This is a genomic window from Pseudomonas sp. B34(2017) (assembly GCF_002112915.1).
Lineage (GTDB): Bacteria > Pseudomonadota > Gammaproteobacteria > Pseudomonadales > Pseudomonadaceae > Aquipseudomonas > Aquipseudomonas pharyngis.
In genome coordinates, this window is the sequence record NZ_NEJA01000004.1 from 451,597 (window position 1) to 471,619 (window position 20,023).

General features: G+C 63.2%; 19 protein-coding genes. 7 read left to right on the plus strand and 12 right to left on the minus strand.

The annotated features are described in order from the left end of the window. Positions 1-119 precede the first annotated feature (119 nt). Positions 120-1,328, plus strand: coding sequence for an MFS transporter (locus CAF80_RS15495; protein ID WP_085667514.1), 1,209 nt, complete (start codon positions 120-122; stop codon positions 1,326-1,328). Between the two features lie 7 nt (positions 1,329-1,335). Here the strand turns inward: CAF80_RS15495 and CAF80_RS15500 are convergent, their stop codons facing one another. Both CAF80_RS15500 and CAF80_RS15505 read right to left on the minus strand, forming a co-directional pair. Then, positions 1,336-1,881, minus strand: coding sequence for a cytochrome b (locus tag CAF80_RS15500; RefSeq protein ID WP_011335009.1), 546 nt, complete (start codon positions 1,879-1,881; stop codon positions 1,336-1,338). Further along, a complete protein-coding gene (locus CAF80_RS15505) occupies positions 1,878-2,972 on the minus strand; it encodes a catalase family peroxidase (protein WP_074689016.1) in 1,095 nt (364 codons plus the stop codon). Before CAF80_RS15505 ends, CAF80_RS15500 begins: the two co-directional genes overlap by 4 nt. A 157-nt stretch (positions 2,973-3,129) precedes the next feature. Here CAF80_RS15505 and CAF80_RS15510 point away from each other — a divergent pair, with 157 nt between their 5' ends. Both CAF80_RS15510 and CAF80_RS15515 read left to right on the plus strand, forming a co-directional pair. Continuing rightward, positions 3,130-3,636, plus strand: a complete 507-nt coding sequence (locus CAF80_RS15510) for an RNA polymerase sigma factor (RefSeq protein WP_085667513.1) — start codon at positions 3,130-3,132, stop codon at positions 3,634-3,636. Further along, positions 3,633-4,385, plus strand: coding sequence for an anti-sigma factor (locus CAF80_RS15515; protein ID WP_085667512.1), 753 nt, complete (start codon positions 3,633-3,635; stop codon positions 4,383-4,385). Before CAF80_RS15510 ends, CAF80_RS15515 begins: the two co-directional genes overlap by 4 nt. A gap of 5 nt (positions 4,386-4,390) precedes the next feature. Here CAF80_RS15515 and CAF80_RS15520 read toward each other — a convergent pair whose 3' ends face one another. The 7 genes from CAF80_RS15520 to CAF80_RS15550 form a co-directional block, all read right to left on the minus strand. Next, positions 4,391-5,362, minus strand: coding sequence for a spore coat U domain-containing protein (locus CAF80_RS15520; protein WP_085667511.1), 972 nt, complete (start codon positions 5,360-5,362; stop codon positions 4,391-4,393). Next, positions 5,359-7,716, minus strand: a complete 2,358-nt coding sequence (locus CAF80_RS15525; protein ID WP_085667510.1) for a fimbria/pilus outer membrane usher protein — start codon at positions 7,714-7,716, stop codon at positions 5,359-5,361. Before CAF80_RS15525 ends, CAF80_RS15520 begins: the two co-directional genes overlap by 4 nt. Positions 7,717-7,800: 84 nt before the next feature. After that, positions 7,801-8,583, minus strand: coding sequence for a molecular chaperone (locus CAF80_RS15530; protein WP_039767533.1), 783 nt, complete (start codon positions 8,581-8,583; stop codon positions 7,801-7,803). A gap of 24 nt (positions 8,584-8,607) precedes the next feature. Beyond that, on the minus strand, positions 8,608-9,108 hold the full coding sequence (locus CAF80_RS15535; protein ID WP_074689022.1) for a spore coat U domain-containing protein: 501 nt from the start codon (positions 9,106-9,108) through the stop codon (positions 8,608-8,610). 4 nt (positions 9,109-9,112) lie between these two features. Continuing rightward, a complete protein-coding gene (locus tag CAF80_RS15540) occupies positions 9,113-9,649 on the minus strand; it encodes a spore coat protein U domain-containing protein (RefSeq protein WP_039767536.1) in 537 nt (178 codons plus the stop codon). A gap of 20 nt (positions 9,650-9,669) precedes the next feature. After that, entirely contained in the window at positions 9,670-10,203 is a 534-nt protein-coding gene (locus CAF80_RS15545; RefSeq protein WP_039767539.1) for a spore coat U domain-containing protein, read from the minus strand. Between the two features lie 101 nt (positions 10,204-10,304). Further along, positions 10,305-10,814, minus strand: a complete 510-nt coding sequence (locus CAF80_RS15550) for a spore coat U domain-containing protein (RefSeq protein WP_039767541.1) — start codon at positions 10,812-10,814, stop codon at positions 10,305-10,307. A 287-nt stretch (positions 10,815-11,101) separates the two neighbouring features. Between CAF80_RS15550 and zapE the strand changes: the two genes are divergently transcribed. Together zapE and CAF80_RS15560 are read left to right on the plus strand one after the other, a co-directional pair. Beyond that, positions 11,102-12,235 (plus strand): cell division protein ZapE, encoded by a 1,134-nt coding sequence (zapE, locus tag CAF80_RS15555; protein WP_085667509.1) that lies wholly within the window; start codon positions 11,102-11,104, stop codon positions 12,233-12,235. A 62-nt stretch (positions 12,236-12,297) separates the two neighbouring features. Then, positions 12,298-13,611 carry a leucine-rich repeat-containing protein kinase family protein gene (locus CAF80_RS15560; protein WP_085667508.1) on the plus strand — a complete coding sequence of 438 codons (1,314 nt, stop codon included), beginning with the start codon at positions 12,298-12,300 and terminating at the stop codon, positions 13,609-13,611. Between the two features lie 38 nt (positions 13,612-13,649). Here CAF80_RS15560 and CAF80_RS15565 read toward each other — a convergent pair whose 3' ends face one another. Continuing rightward, positions 13,650-14,354: a YebC/PmpR family DNA-binding transcriptional regulator gene (locus tag CAF80_RS15565; protein ID WP_011335021.1), complete on the minus strand. Its 705-nt coding sequence runs from the start codon at positions 14,352-14,354 to the stop codon at positions 13,650-13,652. 220 nt (positions 14,355-14,574) lie between these two features. On the opposite strand from CAF80_RS15565, the gene CAF80_RS15570 reads away from it, so the two are divergent. Further along, positions 14,575-15,981 (plus strand): type VI secretion system Vgr family protein, encoded by a 1,407-nt coding sequence (locus CAF80_RS15570; RefSeq protein ID WP_074689030.1) that lies wholly within the window; start codon positions 14,575-14,577, stop codon positions 15,979-15,981. Between the two features lie 3 nt (positions 15,982-15,984). Here the strand turns inward: CAF80_RS15570 and CAF80_RS15575 are convergent, their stop codons facing one another. Then, positions 15,985-17,382: an FAD-dependent oxidoreductase gene (locus tag CAF80_RS15575; RefSeq protein ID WP_170928287.1), complete on the minus strand. Its 1,398-nt coding sequence runs from the start codon at positions 17,380-17,382 to the stop codon at positions 15,985-15,987. Positions 17,383-17,448: 66 nt separating this feature from the next. Beyond that, complete coding sequence (locus tag CAF80_RS15580) at positions 17,449-18,774, minus strand: MFS transporter (protein ID WP_039767549.1); 1,326 nt, start codon at positions 18,772-18,774, stop codon at positions 17,449-17,451. Between the two features lie 270 nt (positions 18,775-19,044). Here CAF80_RS15580 and CAF80_RS15585 point away from each other — a divergent pair, with 270 nt between their 5' ends. After that, complete coding sequence (locus CAF80_RS15585) at positions 19,045-19,917, plus strand: LysR family transcriptional regulator (protein WP_074689036.1); 873 nt, start codon at positions 19,045-19,047, stop codon at positions 19,915-19,917. The last annotated feature ends 106 nt before the right edge of the window (positions 19,918-20,023 follow it).

Below are 20,023 nucleotides of genomic sequence, written 5' to 3' on the forward strand. Positions count from 1 at the left end.
ATCGCAGCCTGTCTGCGATCTTTTTTTTGCGCCGACTTTTACTCAATCAGGTTGCAAATAAAAACCGGATTACTTACCGTCATTCAAGTTTCAACTTGAAACCTGAAAGGACCCGGGACATGAAAACTGCAACACTCGATAAAGGTGTCGTACTGCTTTTCGCCATCGCTTGCGGCCTCGCGGTGGGCAACGTGTATTACGCCCAGCCGCTGCTGGATGCGATGGCCGAAGCCTTCGAGATCTCGCCGGGCAGCATCGGCATCGTCATGACCTTGACCCAGGTCGGCTACGGCTTCGGGCTGTTATTGCTCGTACCCCTCGGCGACCTGCTCAACCGCCGCCGGCTGATCGTCATGCAAACACTGTTGTCCGCCGCGGCCCTGCTGATGATCGCCTTGGCCTCGAACAGCGCCTGGCTGCTGATCGGCGTCACTTTGACCGGCCTGCTGGCCGTGGTCACCCAGGTGCTGGTCGCCTACGCCGCGACTCTGGCCGTCCCGGCACAACGGGGAAAGGTTGTGGGCGTGATCACCAGCGGCATCGTCGTCGGCATTCTGCTGGCGCGCACGGTGGCCGGCGGCATGGCTGATCTGGCCGGCTGGCGCTCGATCTATCTGCTGTCGGCGGGGTTGACGCTGGTGATGGCCGCGCTGCTGTTTCGGGTGTTGCCCAAAGATGAAGACGCACGGCCGACCACACGTTACGTGGCATTGATCGCCTCAGTGTTCAGCCTCTTTCGTGAGGAACCGGTGTTGCGCCAACGAGCAATCCTCGCCCTGCTCACCTTCGCCAGCGCCATGGTGCTGTGGACGCCGATGGTGTTGCCGCTGGCCGCCCCGCCGCTGTCGCTTTCCCACAGGGAGATCGGATTGTTCGGACTCGCCGGCGCGGCGGGTGCACTCGCCGCCGCCAGAGCCGGACATCTGGCGGATCGAGGATGGGGGCAATGGGTCAGCGGTCTGTCGCTGCTGCTGATGCTGGGCTCGTGGCTGCCGATCGCACTGACCCAGTCTTCGTTGTGGGCGCTGCTGCTTGGCGTCATCACCCTGGATCTGGGCTTGCAGGCCGTGCACGTCACCAGCCAGAGCATGATCTACATCGTCCGCCCGGAGGCGCAGAGCCGACTGACCGCCGGCTACATGCTGTTTTATTCAATTGGCAGCGCTTTGGGCTCAATCGCCTCGACGGCCATGTACGCCTGGGCAGGATGGCCGGGCGTCTGCTGGCTGGGTGCCGCAATCAACATGGTCGCGTTGCTGTACTGGTGGCGAACGCTGGCCACCCGGAAACGTGGCGAGGCGGCTTGCGCCCTCGCCACGTCGGACTGACACACGATCAACCGCGATTGCGTCCCCGCAGCATGCTGTCGAGCACCTCGTCGCGGCGCACCCAGCCATGGAACAGCGCCGCCGCCAGGTGCAGCAGCACGGTGAGGAACAGCAGATACGCCAGATACCCGTGAGCCTTGCGCAGCAACGCGAACACCTGCGCATCCGCCGGCACGATCGACGGCAATTGCAGGGACGTGCCGAGCATCACCGGATCCCCCGCCGCGCTGATCATCGCCCAGCCGAGCAGCGGCAATACCAGCATCAGCGCGTACAGCAACAGATGAGAGGCCTTGGCCGCCATCACTTGCCAGCCCGGCAGATCCGCCGGCAGCGGCGGCTGACGGGTGCCCAGTCGCACCAGAATGCGCACGATCACCAAAGCGAGTATCGCGATGCCCAACGGTTTATGCAGGTTGATCAACCATTCATGCCGCGCCGACACCGAGGTCACCATACCGGCGCCGATGAACAACATCGCGATGATCATCAACGCCATCAACCAGTGCAGCAACCGCGCCAGCGGATTGAAATGAGTCGGTTGCGTGCTCATGGGCGAGCCTCCTTTTTGCCGGTTGGCAGTTGGCTGACTTCGCTGGTGCGACGCAGGTAGGAATCGGCGTAACCGGCCGAGCGCGCGGCCAGCAGCGGATCGTCGGAACCCTGAATGCCGGCCGGCAGCACCAGCGGATCGTAGTTGATGTCACGGCATTCGCCGCTGAGCTGCGGCTGGGTCTTTTCCAGCACCAGGGTGCCGGCGTTCAACATCTTGCGGCCGGCGGGCCAGGTCTTGCTCGCATCGTTCACCGGATCGTCGGCGTTGGCCAAGGTGATGTTCAACTGAAAGCGCAACGGCCCTTCCGCCAGGCGCTGCACCAGGTCTTTTTCAAGGAAATCGCTACCTTCAGGCGCGGTCGCACCGGCAGCGTCCTGGGCCAGAGGCGTCATGCTCCAGCGCACCGCCTGCTTCTTGCCGCTGGCATCCACCAGATAGAACGCGTTGACGCTGTTGTAGGTTTCCGTCGCGTAACTGGCCGAGGGTTTGGCGGTTTTTATCCAGGTCAGAAACGGCACGGCCTCCGGGTGTGCGGCAAAAAATGCCGGCACCTTGGTCGGGTCCGGTTTACCGGTGGCGGGATCCGGCGATTGCGCCTGCTGCAACTGATAGAACGCCTCGGGCGTGCCAACCGGGAACACCGGCATGCTGTTCATCCCGGTGCGCCACTGCTGGCCGTTGGCCTGAGTGAAACGCAGCGCCAGACTGCGGATCGGTACGGCGCTGTCCGGCGCATACGGACTGCCGGCTGGCAACGCAAAGCGCCCGACCACCGGAGTGCGCGGCTCGTTGAACACTTGCGCGACAGAATACGAGCGAGCCTCGCCGCTGCTCTCGAAATGTCCGATCACGCACACACCTTTGGCGTGATTGCGGCGAAAGCCCGGATGCACGCCGTTGTTCTTTTCCAGCACATCGACCAGCGCTTTTGGCGTCAGGCGTTGTGGGTCAAATGAACCATGAACGTAGGCAAACGCCCCGGCCAGGGCTGCGACTACCACGGCGATTCCGCCAAGACGCAACACCAGGCTCGCGGCACTCAGTGGCGGGCGTTGTGGCCCGCCGGGCGATGAACTGCGATCAACCATGAAGCACTCCAGGGCCATCGGCCACAAGTAGGAAGAATCAGCAAGACGCACGCCATCGGGATTTATTCCACGGCCCGGTATTTATTTTTCAGAACGTGGAATAACCTCCAATGCCGGGCGTCTTCCTAGTCCACAGCGTAGCGACTAGCAGAACTTCATGAGCGAATTCGACGAACAACTGCGAGAAATAATCCCCAGATTGCGGCGTTTTGCCGTGTCGCTGACACGCAACAGCAGCAGCGCCGACGACCTGGTACAGGCCAGTCTGGAGCGCGCGCTGTCGGGTTGGGGCGACAAACGCGCCGACGGCGATCTGCGCGCCTGGCTGTTTTCGATCCTGTACCGGCAGTTTCTCGATGCGCATCGGCGTTCGCGGCGGTATGCGCGGATGCTCGAATTCTTCACCGGCCGCGATGACGCCGAGCCCTCGGTGGAACGCACCGTGATTGCCCAATCGACCTTGCAGGCCTTTGACCGACTGCCCACCGAACAGCGCGCGCTGCTGCTGATGGTGTCGGTCGAAGGCCTGACTTATAAGGAGGTCGCCGAGATTCTCGACGTCCCCACCGGCACCGTGATGTCGCGCCTGTCCCGTGCTCGCCAGGCCCTGCGCCAGCTCAGCGACGGGGAAATCAGCAGCCCTTCCTTGCGGATACTCAAATGATCAGTCTGCCCCCCAACGAACGTGACCTGCACGCCTACGTCGACCACCAGCTCAGCGAGGCCGACCGGCATGTGCTGGAAACCTGGCTCGCCAGTCACCCGGACGAAGCGGCGCAGGTTCGCGCCTGGCAACAGGGCGCCCAGCACCTGCGTGCCGCCCTCGGCGGCGCCTTGCAACAGCCGGCCAATCCCGACCTTGATCCGGCGCTGATCCGTCAGCGCCTCAAACGCCAATCGCGCCGCCAGTGGGCCAGCGCGGCGGTGTTGCTGATTGCCGTCAGCCTCGGCGGTGTCGGTGGCTGGAAGGCCCGGGACATGACCGTGTTTCATCCTCCGGCGCCGATGACGGATGCCTTGCAGGCGTACCGTTTGATCGCCCAGCAAGGGCTTCTGCCGGCGGACTACAAGGTCGATGGCGACGGTGACATCCAGCGCTGGCTCGACCGTTATTTCACTCAGGCCAATCGTCTGCCGGACCTGACGGCAGCCGGGTTTGCACCGGTCAGCGGTCGTCTGCTGAGCACCGATGAAGGCCCGGCGGCGATGGTGATGTATGAAGACCAGAGCGGGCACAAGGTCAGTTTCTATGTGCGTCCACCGGGACCGAAAAATACCTTCCTGCCACGGGGCAGCCGCCAGGACGGGGATCTGCAGGCCGAGTACTGGTCCGGCAAGGGCTACAACTACGCGATGGTCAGCCCGACCGATACCCCGGCGGCGAAAATGCTCAAGCAATCGCTGAGCTTCTAGCCGGTTCAGAACCCGACATCCAGCACCACATTGTCCAGGTAGGTTCCGGCGGGCGGCGTGGTCTGGTCGGTGTAGATTTTCGCGTTGTAATTGAAGATCTGGCTACCGGTGCCCAGGCCGTTGCCGGGATTGACCTCGGCATCGCTGCTGGCCCGACGAGCCGCGCCGACACTGCCCCAACGGGTGGTCCCGGCACTCTTGAAAATGTCGTAGGCCAGATAGTTGCTGCCGGAAATCATCCGCCGTCGTCCGCCGACGCTCAGCGCATTCTGCCCGTCATTCAGCCCTACGGTATAGGCACTGCCCTTGGTGCAGGCGAGGTTGATGGTTTGCCCCGTAACCTGGGTGAACGCACTGACCACCGGCGCGCTGCCGAAAGCGATGTTCGGCGCGGTGATGGTGCAATCGTTGGACACCGTCAGGTTGACCGTCAGTGTCGTGGTACCGCTGTTGATGTCGCGGCCCAGGCAAAGCCCGCCGACACCGATGCCCGAACAATAATTCCAGTTCCAGAAAATGCTCAGGGTCTCGGTATACACCCCGGCCGCCACGTTGCTGCCGATGGTGGTGCCGAAGTAGAGCGGAACGGTTTTCGGCACCGTACCGCTGAGCAAACCGAGGGCGTCGATGATGCCGTTGCGGGCGAAGTCATAGGCGGTGCCTCGGGTCAGCGGGTAACTGGTACTGTTGTTGGCGTAGATCGTGTAACCGATCACGTCGCCGGAGGGCCCGAGCAAACCGCTCTGGGTCGAGGTGACGGTGGCCCAGAAATGATCATTGTTGGTCAACAGCGACAGCAGCGAACCGGTGCAACTCAAGCCTCCGTTCAGGGTAGAACTGGGTTGCGAGGTGGTGCGCACGGCGATCGAACTGATGTTCCCGAACCCGGCCGGTGTGGTGGTGACCACCGAACACAACGCCTGCGCCAGTCCCGGCAACAGCAACAGCAGCCACAAAACAAACCGCGCCCGGATCATTGGCACACCAACGGGCCGATCAGCGGCACTTCGTTCTGCTGCAGATCGACGCTGAATTGCGCCTGGCAGCTCTTGCCATCCGCGAGAGTCACCCGCAGCGAATTCTGTGCCTGGAGATTTTCCAGATAGACCAGCCCGTCCCAGCCGACCACCGTTCGCGTGCCGCTCTGCTCGTGCTGCACGCCACTGCCCAGCGGCAACTCCTTCTGCTGCGCATCCACCAGCACGATGCTCGCGGCGATCACCCGACTCAGCGGAAACTCCAGCAGATAGCCACTGCCCCGGCGTACGGCGACACGTTGCTCGACATTCGGGCTGCGCACGTTGGCCGGCAGGTTCAGCGGATCGATTTCGTACTTGCCGCGGTAATAGGCGCTGCTCCACGGCACCAGCAAGTGGCCGTTGCGGTCGGTCTGGCCGACTTGCTGGTTCTCGTAACGCACCGGAATGTCCGCGTAGCCGTCGGTGCTGACCACCACGAACGCATCGTCGATGCGGTTGGCGGCGAACACTTGATCATCCATCCACACCAGCGAGCCGCTGGCATCGGCCCAACGGGTTTCGGCGTCGGACGTCCCGTAGACGCCGGCCTGCAGTTGCACCGATTGCAGGCGCCAGGTCACATCGGCCTGGCGGTAATCGGCGCCGTCGCCCTTGGCGTAGCCGAGATTGAAGCCCACTCCGCCCTCGGACGGCACAGCGCGGCTGTAGTTGACCCGCTGCTGCGTCTGCCCGGTCTTGCTGCGTTCGCTGCTGATGGCCAGGCTGCCGCGCAGGTCGAACGGAATCACCAGTTGCGCCTGCACCGCCCAGTTGCTGTCACCGATTTCGCGGTTGGCCGACAGGTAGAAACTGCTGTTGCGCCACAGCGGTTTGCTCCAGCTCAGGTTGAGCAGCCGCGTACGGGTTTCGTCCGCCGCACGAATATCGAAATACCCGACGCCGAGACTGCCCCAGCGTTCAAGGTTGAGGCTCAGGGTCGCCTGTTCACTGCGCCGGCTCAGTGTGGTGTAGGGACTGTCCACGACCGTCAGGTCGGCATAGCGATTGCGGCGTTGCAGACGCTGATAGGAAAAGCTGTAGCGCTGGCCGCTGTATTGATAACCGAGGCTGAGTTGCTGACCGCCGTCGCCGTCGAAACGACTCTGGCTGATCGCACTGTTGAGAACCCCGAAATTGCCCAGCCGCAGGTTGCCACCCAGTCCCCCTAGGGTCAGGGAATCCGCCGCTTCGGCGTGACTCTCCAGGGTAAAGGTGTCGCTGACGCCGTAGCGCAGACTGCCCGAAGTCACGCCCGGCCCGTAGCTGAAATCCTTCAGGCCGTAATCCCGGCGCAACGTACCGGCAGCCACCGAAAAATCGCTCAGACCCTTTTGCAACAGGCTGCTGGTGACGTAGAACGGCACCGTGGTCGACACCTGCCGGCCCAGCGCATCGGTAGTCACCACCACCGCTTCGCCAGCGCCGTTGATGAACGGAATGTTGGTCAGGGTGTACGGGCCCGGCTGCAGGTCGGTGCTGCTGGACTTGTAGCCGTTGATGAACAGATCCACCGAGGACGGCACCGCCGCTTCCCCGGCGAACTGCGGCAGCGGATAGGTCACCAGATCCGGACGCACCGCAAAATCCCGTGAGAACTGCACGCCGCCCAGCCGCACCGAACTGCTCCAGGGCAAGGCGCCGCTGACCACGTCCCCGGCCTCGTAGGTCAACATCCGTTCATCATCGGAGTAGCGCCAGGTGGTGTCGTAACGCAGATAGCCGTTGTCCAGCGTGCTGACCGCATCTCCCGACAACGTACGGCGATATTGTCCGGTGTTCGATAACGTGCCCCAACTGTCGAACAGCCGCACCTCGTTCCACGCCGCCAGGTAAGTGCCGGCGTCGTCGGTGTCATTAAGGTAAAGGTCATAGTTGAACAACGCGCCGAAACTGCTCAGCGCCGGGGTGCGCGGATAGACTTCGCGGTTGCCGATAAACTGCTCCGGCAGCCAGTCCGGCGGCACGTCGAGCAGCAAGCGTTGGCTGACGCTGTCGTAATCGCTGTGCAGGCCCGGCAGGCCGTCTAGATCGACTTCGGCACCGGCCTCTTCCGGCAGCTTCATGCCGGTGTCGCGCAATACGCTGGCCGGCAGGAACAGGCGCCCGCCGCGCTGCTCCACCGCCACCACCCGACCGGTATTCATCTGGTTGACCACCAGTTCCAGAAACAACTGTGCATCACTCACGGCCTCCATGCCGCTGGGAGGCGGCGGCAGTTCACCGGCCCCGGATGGATGAATGAACATCAGGCACCACGCGCCGGTCATGAGCCACAACGGACGCTGAATACGGCGAGCCCATCCCGGACTCATTAGCGTGTTACGTCCGTCAATGGACTGATTCCTCCTGAAACCGCTGGCGCCGAAGCCTGAACACTTCGACATGGCTCACTACGGCTATCGCGCCGGCGGAATGCTCTGCACCTTGGCCGCGCCATTGATACGTCCCGCCAGCTCTCCCGCCACCGGCCCCGGTGCCGGCCAGCGCATCACCGCGCCGGGCAATACGTAACCGAGCAGACCCTCGGCCAACGGTTTGCTTTGGCCACCCTGCTTGATGGCGACATCGGTCAGCCGCGCATGAACCGCGCCCTGATTGCGCACTTCCACATAAGGACGGCCCTCCACCGCCACCGTGCGCCAGCTCAATTGCGGCAGGCCGATGCCCTTGGGATCACGCTGGCGGGCGCTGTCCTCCTTGCTCCACAAACCCGCGCCATAGGCGAACAGCGGTACCGAGTAGCGCATCTGGAAGCGGATCGCCGCAGCGGTCTTGCCGTCTTCGGCGACGGGCGGCTGGGCCGAGGGGATTTCATCGATGATGATCCGGTACGCCAGCTCCTGGCCTGGCGGCACGTCCTTGGTACGGGTCAGGCGCACCAGTTGCTTCTGACCCGGCTCGATCTTCGCCACCGGCGGACTGCCGATCACCTCGCGTTGATTGCGGTATTGCTCTTCGAAACCGCTCTGGCTCCAGCCAAACACGCGGATCTGCAGGTTGGCGGTTTCCGTGCCGCGATTTTCCAGCCACAGCGCACTGGCCTGCTGATCGGCCTCCAACACCGGATCGATCGGCCAGATCAGCACCGAACTGGCGGCCTGGGCCTTGAGCGTCCCGAACATGACCAGCGCCAGCACGGCGCAACACGCGAACGAATAGCGTGACGTGAAAAACCCCATAAACCTGCTCCTTGTCATTTCACATCACCACGACAGCTGCACCTGCAACACATCGCTGTATGTCCCCCCGGGTTGATTGCCCGGCAATTGCACCTGCCCGTAGATCGGCAGACTGATGTTGTTCGCGTCGCTGTAGGCCACCGCCACACTCTGGCCGATGCCCAGGCTCTGGCTGTACGCCGCATCGCGAAACAGCGCATACGCTACCTTCGCGCTGCCTCCGCTGATCTGCATGCGTCGTCCGCCGCTGTTGTATTGGCCGCCATCGACCGTCATGTTCAGCGCCACCCCCGGCGTGCATTGCAGAGTCACGCCACCGGTCAACGCGACCTGTACCGTGCCGGTAGCCAGCGCCGACCGCGAACCGAAATTCAGCCCGCCATAGTTCGATACGCCCCCCACCACCAGACAGCCCGGCGTCACCGTGGCACTGACCTGAAAACTCTGACTGGTGACCGCCGCCAACGGCAGCGGCAAGCTGCCCGCACACAGCAGGAGCAGCGAAGCACAGCCATGCCGGCCCATGGCGCTAGAACGTCAGTTCAACGGAAATCGTGTCGGTATAAGTACCCGCCGGCAGCCCGGCCTTGCCCACCGCCTGACCGTAGATGTTCACGGTCTGCGCCACACCGGTGCTGGCCGCGAGGTTGATCACCCCGTCGATGGCGAGCAATTGCGAGTGCCCGGCGTCGGTGTACAGGTCATACGGCACGTAATTGGCCACTCCGTCATACAACGCGCGAGTGCCACCCGGCGAGAGCCCGTCATGGGCGCCGGCCCGGACCTTGACCGTCGGCGTGGTGCCGGCCGAGCACAGGATCGACAGGGCCCCGCCCCCGCCGCCCAACACCTGCCCGGTGGCCGTGGTGAACAGGCTGTTGGCGGTGCCGAAGTTCAACGCACCGAAGTTCAGCCCGGTAGAACCGCCGGAACCGTTGACCTGGCAACTGCTGATCAGGGTCAGGCTGGAAGTGATCTGGCCGGTGACCGTGGTGGCGGCATTGACGCTGGAAGCGAGCGTCAGGCCGAGCAACGACAAACCTATCCTTGATGCAATCGTACGCATGGTGTCCGTCCTCTACGGGGTTACCAGTCGAGCGTCACCGTCAGGGTGTCGGTATAGACACCGGCCGGTACCGCACGGGTGTTCGCCACCACCGAACCAAATACCGGAATGGGTATCTGTGCGCCGCTGGTGACAGCGAAATTGTGTTGTTGACCAATGCTGTAGCTCTGGCTGCCGGAGGCATCGAGAAACAGCTGATAGGGAAGTGTCTGGCGCCCGTTGCTCAGGCGGCGTGTGGTGCCGTCGCCATGGGTGCCGCCGTCGATGGTCACGGTGAACCCGGTGACCGAAGGGTTGCAGGCGACATTCAGCTGGCCACTGCCTGCTTCACTGAGGCTGGCCTTGATCGGTGCGTTCCAGGTCGGGCCCTGCTGGCCGAAATCGAGAGAGCCCAGCCCATCCACCGGGCTGGCGGGGCTGGAGGCGTTGGTCACTTCGCAGCCGGCGATCAACGTCAGCCGCGCGACGATCTGCCCACTGACTGCCGCTGGCGCGACCTCGGCGAACATAAGCAGCGTGGCTATGGCGATGACCCGCCCGTGTCTGCCCATCATTGAGCGCCTACTCCTTCAGGATCACTCGAACATTGCGCTCATCACTGAACGCCCTTCCCTGCGCCACCCGGATCCAGCGGATGGCTGAAAAAACGCCGCGATCACCAAGTGACCGTCACCTTCACCAGATCCGAATACCGGCTGACCCGTGGCACTTCTGCCATCCGTTCGATCCGCCCGTATAGCGGCAAGTCCACCGTGCCGCTGTCCGGCACCCGGCCACTGACCGGCACATCCACCACCAGCGGCACCCGCCGCGCAGCGTCCTGATACAGGCGATAAGGAATCGGCTTGCTGCCGGCCTCCCCCACCATATAGCGCACCTCACCGACGCCACCGTGCAGGCCGCCATCGACACGCAACTGGTACGGGGTGTCCGGGTTGCATTCCAGACGCGGCAGGCGCGAATTCGTCAGCGCCGCTCCGAGTGGCCCGTCCCGGTCGCCGAGCCGCGCCGTGGTGCCGAAGTCGAGTACGCCCAGTTGTTCGATACCGGCTTCACGTTGCTGGCCAACCAACTGGCAACCGCGCTGCACATCGACCCGCACCTCGACCTGAAGATCGGCGGCGTGGACCGGTGCCGCGAGCCCGCCCAGCAATGCCCAGACCATCCCTGCTTTCACCGCCCGCTCCCTGATCGCGACGGCGTATCTGCCGTTACAGTGTTTCAGGTTAGCAACGGACACCGATTGCGCCAGTCGATTGGATCCAGTCACCCGCCGGGAATTGTTTCGAAAGGTTGGCAACAGGTCGATTCATAATGTTGAAAAAACCTGTACACACCGCAGATTACTGTCTGGAAAAACGATAAAGCGCAGTGGAAGCAAAACTACCCGTCTGGTTACACTACGCCGCCGCGCTCGCGGGGAGCCGGCCCGATGATGACGGAGTGATTGCAGTGCCCGCCCGACCGACCGAACGTTCGCGTCTGACCCATCGCTGGTCAGCCTTGCGCCGCCTCTTCGGCAAACGCTCCAGTACCGCGGCGGGCCAATGCGCTGCCAGCGCGCAATCGGTGCGTGACTATTTCCGGCAAAAGGCCCACGGCCAGGGCTACACCCTCAGCCACAGCCAGCAGCGGGTCATCGACTGCATGGCGCAGCAGGCCGGCCTGTTGTTCGGCACCCCTGCGCAAACCCCGCCCAGCCTGTATCTGCACGGGGCGGTCGGGCGCGGCAAAAGCTGGCTGCTGGACGGATTCTTCGAGGCGTTGCCGATCGCGCAAAAGCGCCGTCTGCACTTCCATGGGTTCTTCGCCCAGTTGCACCAAGGCATGTTCGAGCATCGTGACTGCGACGATGCCTTGGCCGTTACTCTCGATGCGTTGCTGATGGACTGTCGGGTGCTGTGTTTCGATGAATTTCATGTGCATGACATCGGCGATGCAATGCTCATCACCCGCTTGTTCAAGGCGCTGTCCAGGCGCGGAATCCTGCTGTTGGTGACCTCCAACTACCCGCCCGAAGGCTTGCTGCCCAACCCGCTGTACCACGCGCGGTTCAAACCGGTGATCGACCTGATCAACGCGCGCATGCAGGTCATGGAAGTCGGCGGCCCGCACGATTACCGCAGCCAGGCGCGTCGGCATGCGCATCAGGTGTTCACCCAAGGCTATTACGTCTGGCCGGCCACCCCGGCCCAGCGCCAGGCTTTGAAGCTGCCGCCACTCGGCACCACGCCGTTGCCATTGGCAGTCGGCAGCCGCCATTTGCAGGCGCGACTGTGCGAAGACCGACGCGTCGGTTTCACTTTCAGCGACCTCTGCGAACAGCCCACCGCCGTGATGGATTATCTGGAACTGTGCCGGCGCTTCGACCACTGGATCATCGATGAGCTGCCGGAGTTGGGCGAATGTTCGATCGCAGCCCAGCAGCGCTTCATCAACCTGATCGACGTGCTCTACGATCAGGACAAGCACCTGACCCTGCTCGGCCGGCTCCCGTTGCGTGAAAGCCTCGGCGGCCAGGCGATCGATCTGGCCCGCACCCGCAGCCGGCTCGGGCAATTGCGCGAAGTGCACGAACCGGGCTGATTTGCCGTTATCATGCCGCCCATTTCCGGCGCTCGGGCGCCTTCCAGATAGCGATCCTTTTCATGCACACCCTTGCACAACTGCGCGCCGGCGAACTGTCGGGCATCACCCGGCTGGATCTGGCTGAAGGCTTGAGCGAATTTCCACCGGAGATTTTCAACCTGGCCGACACGCTGGAAGTGCTCAACCTCAGCGGCAATGCCCTGAGCAGTCTGCCGGACGACTTGCATCGTCTGACGCGCCTGCGCGTGCTGTTCTGCTCGGACAATCAGTTCACCCGGTTGCCGGCGTGCCTGGGCCAGTGTCAGACGCTGACGATGATCGGTTTCAAGGCCAACCGGATCACTCAGGTGCCCGGCGCGGCGCTGCCGCCGCAGTTGCGCTGGCTGATCCTGACCGACAACGCCATCGAAACCCTGCCCACGGAACTGGGCGAGCGTCCGCTGTTGCAAAAGCTCATGCTCGCCGGCAATCGCCTGCGCACGCTGCCGCCGTCACTGAGCCAGTGCCATCGGCTGGAACTGATCCGTATTGCCGCCAACCAGTTGACCGAGCTGCCGCAATGGCTGCTGACCTTGCCGAGCCTGACCTGGCTGGCCTACGCCGGCAATCCGCTGGAAACCGAAGCCGATGCCGACGCGCTCAACAACGCGCCCCTGATCGACTGGTCGGCGCTGCAGCTGGAGCAACGGCTGGGCGAAGGCGCTTCCGGGGTGATTTACCGGGCACAGTGGCAGCCTGCGAATCAGCCGGCCACGCCCGTGGCGGTCAAGTTGTACAAGGGCGAGATGACCAGCGACGGCTCGCCGCTGCATGAAATGAACGCGTGCATCACCGCCGGGCTGCACCCGAACCTGATCCGCGTTGAAGGCCGAATCGACCAGCATCCCGATGGCCAGCAAGGTCTGGTGATGCAGTTGATTGATCCGAGCTACCGCAACCTGGCCGGGCTGCCGAGCCTGGCGTCCTGTTCACGGGATGTGTATGCCGAGGATTGCCGCTTCAGTGCCGACGTCGCCCTGCGTATTGCCCGGGGCATCGCCTCGGTCGCCGGGCATCTGCACCGTCACGGCATCACCCATGGCGATCTCTACGGACACAACATTCTGTTGAACGATCAGGGCGATTGTCTGCTGGGGGATTTTGGCGCGGCGTCATTCCATGCCACGGCGGACACGCCTGAAACCCGTGCGCTGCAACGCCTCGAAGTGCGGGCATTCGGGATTCTGCTGGGGGAACTGCTGGCGCGCATCGACTCGGGGTTGAGTGATGAACAACGTCAGGCGCTGGAGGCCCTGGAACAGCAGTGCTGTCAGCCGGACGTGCTGGCGCGGCCGGGGTTCGGCGAGATCAGCCAGGCGTTACAGCACGCCTGAAAAAAATCGCAGCCCGAGGGCTGCGATTTTTTGGGTTGTCAGCCGGCCAGACCGACGAACATGTCCTGCACGTCGTCATGGTTGTCCAGGCCTTCGAGGAACGCCTCGACTTCAGCCATCTGCTCGTCGCTCAGACCGCTGACCGGGTTCTTCGGCTGGTAGCCGAGTTTGGCCGACAGCACGGTGAAGCCTTGTTCCGGCAGGGCTTTCTGCACGGCATCGAGGTCGGTCGGATCGGTCAGGAACAGGGTCGCACCCTCTTCGCCCGCTTCGAAATCCTGCGCGCCGGCTTCGATCGCGGCCATTTCCGGATCGGCGTCCGGGGTGTCCGGCGACGCTTCGATCATGCCGACATGGTTGAAGTCCCAGGCAACGGAACCGGAAGCACCCAGTTGACCCTTGCGGAACGCCACGCGGATTTCCGCCACGGTGCGGTTGATGTTGTCGGTGACGCACTCGACAATCAGCGGCACCTGATGCGGCGCGAAGCCTTCGTAGGTCACGCGATGGTACTGAACGGTTTCGCCCAGCAGGCCTGCGCCCTTCTTGATGGCGCGGTCCAGGGTTTCCTTGGGCATCGAGGCTTTCTTGGCCTGTTCGACCACCAGACGCAGGTGTGCGTTGGTGGCGGTATCGGCACCGTTACGCGCAGCAATGGTGATTTCCTTCACCAGTTTGCCGAAGATCTTGCCCTTGGCATTGGCTGCCGCTTCTTTGTGTTTAACCTTCCACTGTGCGCCCATTACTCACTCTCTTGATCTGTGGCGCCGAGACATCTATTGGCCGACGCATGGCGGCAAGTTTATACGGCCTAAAGTCGGCAATCGACCAAAAAATCCGCTGCGGATCGACATCTTCTACGCGCCTTGTAGGGCGATTCTGAAAAACCGGTTTGCCACGTCCAATCAACGTCGCGTTTTCGTACCCTCTTTCGCCCGTATTGCCTGACAGAGCCCGACCCACATGCTCAATGACAAGGAAAGTCCGTTTTCGCTGACCCTGGCCGAAGGCGGAATTAGCCTGCCGGTCCTGCGCTTCAGCGGTCATGAAGCGTTGAATCAGCCCTATCGGTTCGAGATCGAGGTCATGGGCCTGGCGCCCGCCTGGTCACCCGGCACGTTGCTGCATCAGACGGCGTTTCTGCATCTGGACGACGACCACGGAGTTCACGGCATCATTCAAAGTGCCAGCTGCGAACATCGCGCAACGCACCGGATCGCCTACCAACTGGTGCTGATGCCGCATCTGCAAACGCTGGAGCAACATCCCGTACGCCGGGTATTCACGCAACTGAGCGTGCCGGCCATCCTTGAGCAACTGCTCAGCGAACATCACCTGCCTGCCCACAGCTACCGGATCGAGATGACCGTCGGCCACTATCCGCCGCGTCCGTTCTGCATTCAGTACGACGAAACCGATTTGGCCCTGTTGCAACGGCTTTGCGAAGAGGAAGGCATTCACTACCACTTCGAACATCAGCCGGACGGCCATGTGGTGGTGTTCGCCGATGACAGCCTGAGCCTGCCACAGCAACTGACGGCGATTCCTTTCAACACCCAACTCGATGCGCCAACCAGCGGCCTCAGCAGCCTGTCCCAGCGGCATGAGGCGATATTGCCTCCGATGCCTGCCGGCGTACGAGAGCGAGGGCAACCGATCAAGGGTCAGGAGGCCGCCAATCACACGCTGGGCAGTGCCGTCGCCCCACAGGAGTCTCTGCCAACTGCGCAACGTCACGCCACCCAGCGCAGTCGCCGTCTACTCGAGCGCCAACGCTGCCGGTCGCGCTCGATTCAGGGCCGCAGCGATTGTCTGCGCCTGCTCAGCGGACGCCTGTTGCAAGTCACGGAGCACCCGGTGAACGCCTTCAACGAGCAGTGGCTGATCACCGAATTGCGTCATCAGGGCCAGCAACCTTCGATTCTCGATCCGGTACCCACGGTTCGCCGGTATCACAACGACTTCTCGGCGCTGCCCTGGTCGACCCCGTTTCGCCCGCCGCCGAAACAACCGCGTCCGCGCATTCCGGGGTATCACCCGGCGCAATTGCTTGGTGCACCGGGGCAACCGGCGCAGGTGGACGATCAGGGACGCATGGCCGTCCGGTTATGGCCGGAACATTCACCTGACGGCGCAAGCGAAGGGTTGTGGCTGCCGTTGGTCATGCCCCATGCCGACGCCTGCGTACCTCGGGAAAATCTTCCCTGCGCCGGCAGCGAAGTCTGGGTCAGTTTTCTCGACAGCGATCCCGACCGACCGATCCTCTGCCTCGACGCCTGCCGCCCCCGAGCGTCGCAGCCCACGGAAGCCGAGCCCGACGACGACCTCTTGCTCGACTGGCTGCTCAACCGCTCCGCCCCACCGCGCTGACGCTCAAGCCTTGTCGGCCTTGCCCGCCGCCGCTGCGAATTTCGCCAGACGCACATCAAGATGCCGGGGCCGCCGACCGTGATCCTCGGCGCGCTCCTTGCGGCGAATGGCGTTGCGCACCATCAGCGAGCCGAGGTAGCGGATCGGCTCCGGCGGAAAGTAACCCAGCGGCCCGTTGACCAGTGGCGAACGCGTCCACGGGTTGTCGAGGCCCTGCACCAGCGAGGCGAGAATCTGCCCGCCCATGTGGCACGGCCCGACACCGCTGCCGGAATAACCGAAACCGTAGAACACATTCCCGCTGGCACTCATCCGGCCGAAGAACGGCAGGCCGGTGACCGAGCGATCCGAGGGGCCGTTCCAGGTTGCGTCGACTTTCACATCGGCAAAGGCCGGGAAGAAGTCGTCGAGGCTGCGCTTGAGCAACCCGGTATAGGGCGAGGGCTGGTCGAAAACCGGCAACATCCGCCCGCCGTAAGCGAAGGTATTGCCGCCCTTGCCGAGCATGATCCGACCGTCCGGGGTGTTGTGGTAGTAGTGCACGAAAATCCGCGAATCGAGCACGGTCACGCCGCTGGTCAAACCGATTTCCTGCAACAGATCCGGACGCGGTTCGGTGATCAACATGTCGCTGGAGACGATCGCCACACTGCGCTCGAACTGCGGGAACGCGCGGGCCATCCACGCGTTCATCGCCAGCACCACGCGGTCGGCGGTCACCCGGCCGCTCGCCGTGTGAAGGCGCGCCGGCCGGCCCTCCTCCAGCCCGGTCATCGCCGTGCCTTCATGAATCCGCACGCCCAGTTGCAACGCCACCCGGCGCAAGCCGCGCACCAGTTTGCCCGGCTGCACGCTGGCGGCGGCCGGCGAGAACCAGCCTTCCAGATGTTTTTCCGATCCGGCCATGCGCTGTACATCGGCGACCGGCCGCTGGGTAAACGAGTTGATGCCATTGCGCTCCAGCGCCGCAATCACCGCATCGGTCGAGCCGCATTGTGCGCGGTTGGTGGCGGTGTAAAGCGTGCCGTCGAGGCGGTAATCGGCGTCGATGCCGTACTGCTCGCAGAACTCGCCGATGGCGTGGATGCTGCGCTCGGATTCCTTGACCAGCCGCACCGCCTCCTCGACGCCGAACAGTCGTTCCAGAGTGAAGTACTTCGCCGACCACGACAGCGCACAACCGCCGTTGCGCCCACTGGCGCCGGCGCCGCAAATGTCGGCTTCGATCAGCAACACATCGAGCTCGGGGTTCTGCTGCTTGAGCATGATCGCCGTCCACAACCCGGTGTAACCGCCGCCGACGATACACACGTCGGTGCGCACCTCGCCTTGCAGCGGCGGGCATGGTTCGGACGTGTCGAGCTGCAAAGCCTGCTCCAGCCAAAACGGTCTCATGAAAATTCTCCAGTCAGTCGGCCACGGCACAGCCTGCCGCGAGTGCCGCAGCAGGCCGCGAGGCGAGGGTTTTCAGTTACGCAGGGGTTTGATCGTCAGGGCGCGGTTGGGCACGTAGGCACGTGGTTCCATGACGCCGACCGGGCGGCTGTTCCAGTGCGGAATCAGCACCAGCGCCGAAAACAGCGCGCAACCGGCGAACACGATGAACACCGTCACCGAGTCGAAGTAACCCGGCAGCAAACCACCGAGCACAGCACCGACCGAGCCGCAGCCGTTGACGAATCCCGCCGCCGTGGCACCAGCCTTGGCCTTGCCGAAATCGATGGCGGCCGCGCCGCTGATCATCGAGTCCGGGCCGTACAGGGTCAGGCCCATCACGAACAACAATGCGACCACCAGCATCACGCTGCCGGTGTGCAAGGCGCCCATGAACAGCGCGAGGGTCACGGTCAGCGCCAGCAGACTCAACACGCAGGCCGGCATGCGGCGGGCGCCGAACAGTTTGTCCGAGGCCAGGCCGATCATGATCGGACCCAGCAGGCCCGCCAGTTCAAATGCCGTTGGAATGATCGCCGCACCGACCTTGCCGACCGAAGGCATCTGCTCGAACACAATCACCGGGCCCCACAGCAGAATCGCGTAACGCGCCGGTTTCAGCAGGAAATACGCCAGACCCAGCACCAGCACCGTGCGGTTACGGAGGATTTCCTTGAGCGGCTCCCAGACGCTGAGTTTGCTGTTGGCCTCGGCTTCTTCGGTGCTGATCACCGGCTCCGGTTCCACGGCGGGCAGGCCGACGTCTTCCGGTTTGTCGCGCTGGAAGATAAAGAACAAAACCGCCACCACCGCGACCACCGCCGCGCTGGAAATGAACGCCGCGTGCCACGAACCGATCAGCGTGTACGCCCACCAACCGGCGAACGGCGAGGCCACCAGACCGCCAAATGCATAACAGGAACTCCACAACCCGAGCACACGCCCGCGTTGTTCGGAAGGGAAGAAACTGCCGAGGTTCTTGCACAACCCCGACCAACCGGTGGACTGCGCCAGCCCCTGAATGAGCATGCAGGTGGCGAAAATCGGCAAGGTCGCAAAACTGCCCATCACCAGCGCCGCCGCAGCGGAAATCAGCAACCCGCCAAGCACCACGACCCGTGGGCCGAAGCGGTCGGCGAGCATGCCCCAGGTGAACTGGCCGATGGCGTAGGCCGCCAGGTAAATCGCGTCGAGGTTGGCCATGGCCATTTTGTCGAGGGTGAAACTCGGGTCTTCGGCGATGCCCAGTTTGGCCACCGAAAAGGCTTTTCGGGTGAAATAGAACGCGGCGTAAGCGAGCCAGGTGACAGCGAAGATCTGCATGCGCCAACGCGCAATGGTGCCGATGTGCTTGTTCATTGTGGTTCTGACCTCAGGGTGTGAGTGTGCCGGCAGAATCGATGAGTAAACGCCTGTGTTTTTATTGTTGAGCACTGCGATATCACCCCGTCCCTTTGGCGACACCGGTCAGATGAGTCCTGGTTTTGCACGCACAGGCTCATGGCCAGCATCGCTGCCCGACCGGGCAGTCAGCGTTGGCGTGAGCCGATCAAAGCAATTACTGTTTAATAAATAAAATCGATTTATCGTATTTCACACATAAGCTCAGCTTGTTACTGGAGTCAGAACATGTCGGTTTCACACGCACAGCTCAAAGCCTTTCACGCCGTGGCCGTGCACGGAAGCTTCACCAAGGCCGCCGAGCGGCTTTATCTGACGCAGCCGGCGATTTCCGACCAGGTGCGCAAGCTGGAAGAACGCTTCGGTGTGTTGCTGTTCCATCGCAACAAACGCTCGGTGCGCCTGACCGATTTGGGCGAACGCTTGCTGGCGATCACCCAGCGTCTGTTTGTGGTCGAGGCCGAAGCTCAGGAGTTGTTGCAGGAGTCTCAGGCCTTGCGGACCGGCAGCCTGATTCTGGCGGTGGATGCGCCGGTGCATGTGTTGCCGCAGATCGCCCGGTTCTGCGAACGCTACCCGGGGATCAGCGTAAAGATCGAGACCGGTAACACCGATGAATCGCTGTTCCGACTGTTCAACTATCAGGCCGATCTGGCGTTGCTGGGTCGCGATGTCAGCGATGAACGCCTGCTGTGTGTGCCGCTGCGCAACGACCCGATGGTGGCGTTCGTCTCGCGCCATCATCCGTGGGCCGAGCGTGAATCGATCTGCCTGGAAGATCTGGACGACACGCCGCTGGTGCTGCGCGAACACGGCTCGGTGACCCGCCAGACCCTGGAAGAAGAAATGGCCCGCGCCGGCTTCCGCATCCGCCCGGCGATTCAGGTCGAGGGCCGGGAAGCGGCGCGAGAGGCGGTGGTGGTGGGGATTGGCGTGGGGGTGGTGTCGGCGGCGGAGTTTGGTGCGGACTCACGGGTTTGCGCGCTGCCGATCACCGATTGCACCCGGCGGTTGACCGAGACACTGGTGTGCCTGCGCGAGCAGAGTTCGCGGCGGGTGGTGGCGACGTTTCTCGAAATGGTGCGCGAAAGCCTCCTGTAGATCGTTCCTACGTCGATCGTTCCCACGTCGAGGCGTCGAACCGTCCGCGTGGGAATGCAGCCCGGGACGCTCCGCGTCCCTTCCAAAGCCGAACGCGGAGCGTCCG

Excerpts from the sequence above, each read along its gene's own strand:
- CAF80_RS15580 (WP_039767549.1), bottom strand. The coding sequence starts at position 18,774 with ATGAACAAGCACATCGGCACCATTGCGCGTTGGCGCATGCAGATCTTC.
- CAF80_RS15550 (WP_039767541.1), bottom strand. The coding sequence starts at position 10,814 with ATGGTCTGGGCATTGCTGGGCGGGCTCGCGGCACCGGTCCACGCCGCC.
- CAF80_RS15545 (WP_039767539.1), bottom strand. The coding sequence starts at position 10,203 with ATGATGGGCAGACACGGGCGGGTCATCGCCATAGCCACGCTGCTTATG.
- CAF80_RS15535 (WP_074689022.1), bottom strand. The coding sequence starts at position 9,108 with ATGGGCCGGCATGGCTGTGCTTCGCTGCTCCTGCTGTGTGCGGGCAGC.
- CAF80_RS15500 (WP_011335009.1), bottom strand. The coding sequence starts at position 1,881 with ATGAGCACGCAACCGACTCATTTCAATCCGCTGGCGCGGTTGCTGCAC.
- CAF80_RS15570 (WP_074689030.1), top strand. The coding sequence starts at position 14,575 with ATGCTCAATGACAAGGAAAGTCCGTTTTCGCTGACCCTGGCCGAAGGC.
- CAF80_RS15540 (WP_039767536.1), bottom strand. The coding sequence starts at position 9,649 with ATGCGTACGATTGCATCAAGGATAGGTTTGTCGTTGCTCGGCCTGACG.
- CAF80_RS15585 (WP_074689036.1), top strand. The coding sequence starts at position 19,045 with ATGTCGGTTTCACACGCACAGCTCAAAGCCTTTCACGCCGTGGCCGTG.
- CAF80_RS15565 (WP_011335021.1), bottom strand. The coding sequence starts at position 14,354 with ATGGGCGCACAGTGGAAGGTTAAACACAAAGAAGCGGCAGCCAATGCC.
- CAF80_RS15495 (WP_085667514.1), top strand. The coding sequence starts at position 120 with ATGAAAACTGCAACACTCGATAAAGGTGTCGTACTGCTTTTCGCCATC.
- CAF80_RS15520 (WP_085667511.1), bottom strand. The coding sequence starts at position 5,362 with ATGATCCGGGCGCGGTTTGTTTTGTGGCTGCTGTTGCTGTTGCCGGGA.
- CAF80_RS15515 (WP_085667512.1), top strand. The coding sequence starts at position 3,633 with ATGATCAGTCTGCCCCCCAACGAACGTGACCTGCACGCCTACGTCGAC.
- CAF80_RS15505 (WP_074689016.1), bottom strand. The coding sequence starts at position 2,972 with ATGGTTGATCGCAGTTCATCGCCCGGCGGGCCACAACGCCCGCCACTG.
- CAF80_RS15510 (WP_085667513.1), top strand. The coding sequence starts at position 3,130 with ATGAGCGAATTCGACGAACAACTGCGAGAAATAATCCCCAGATTGCGG.
- CAF80_RS15525 (WP_085667510.1), bottom strand. The coding sequence starts at position 7,716 with ATGAGTCCGGGATGGGCTCGCCGTATTCAGCGTCCGTTGTGGCTCATG.
- CAF80_RS15530 (WP_039767533.1), bottom strand. The coding sequence starts at position 8,583 with ATGGGGTTTTTCACGTCACGCTATTCGTTCGCGTGTTGCGCCGTGCTG.
- CAF80_RS15560 (WP_085667508.1), top strand. The coding sequence starts at position 12,298 with ATGCACACCCTTGCACAACTGCGCGCCGGCGAACTGTCGGGCATCACC.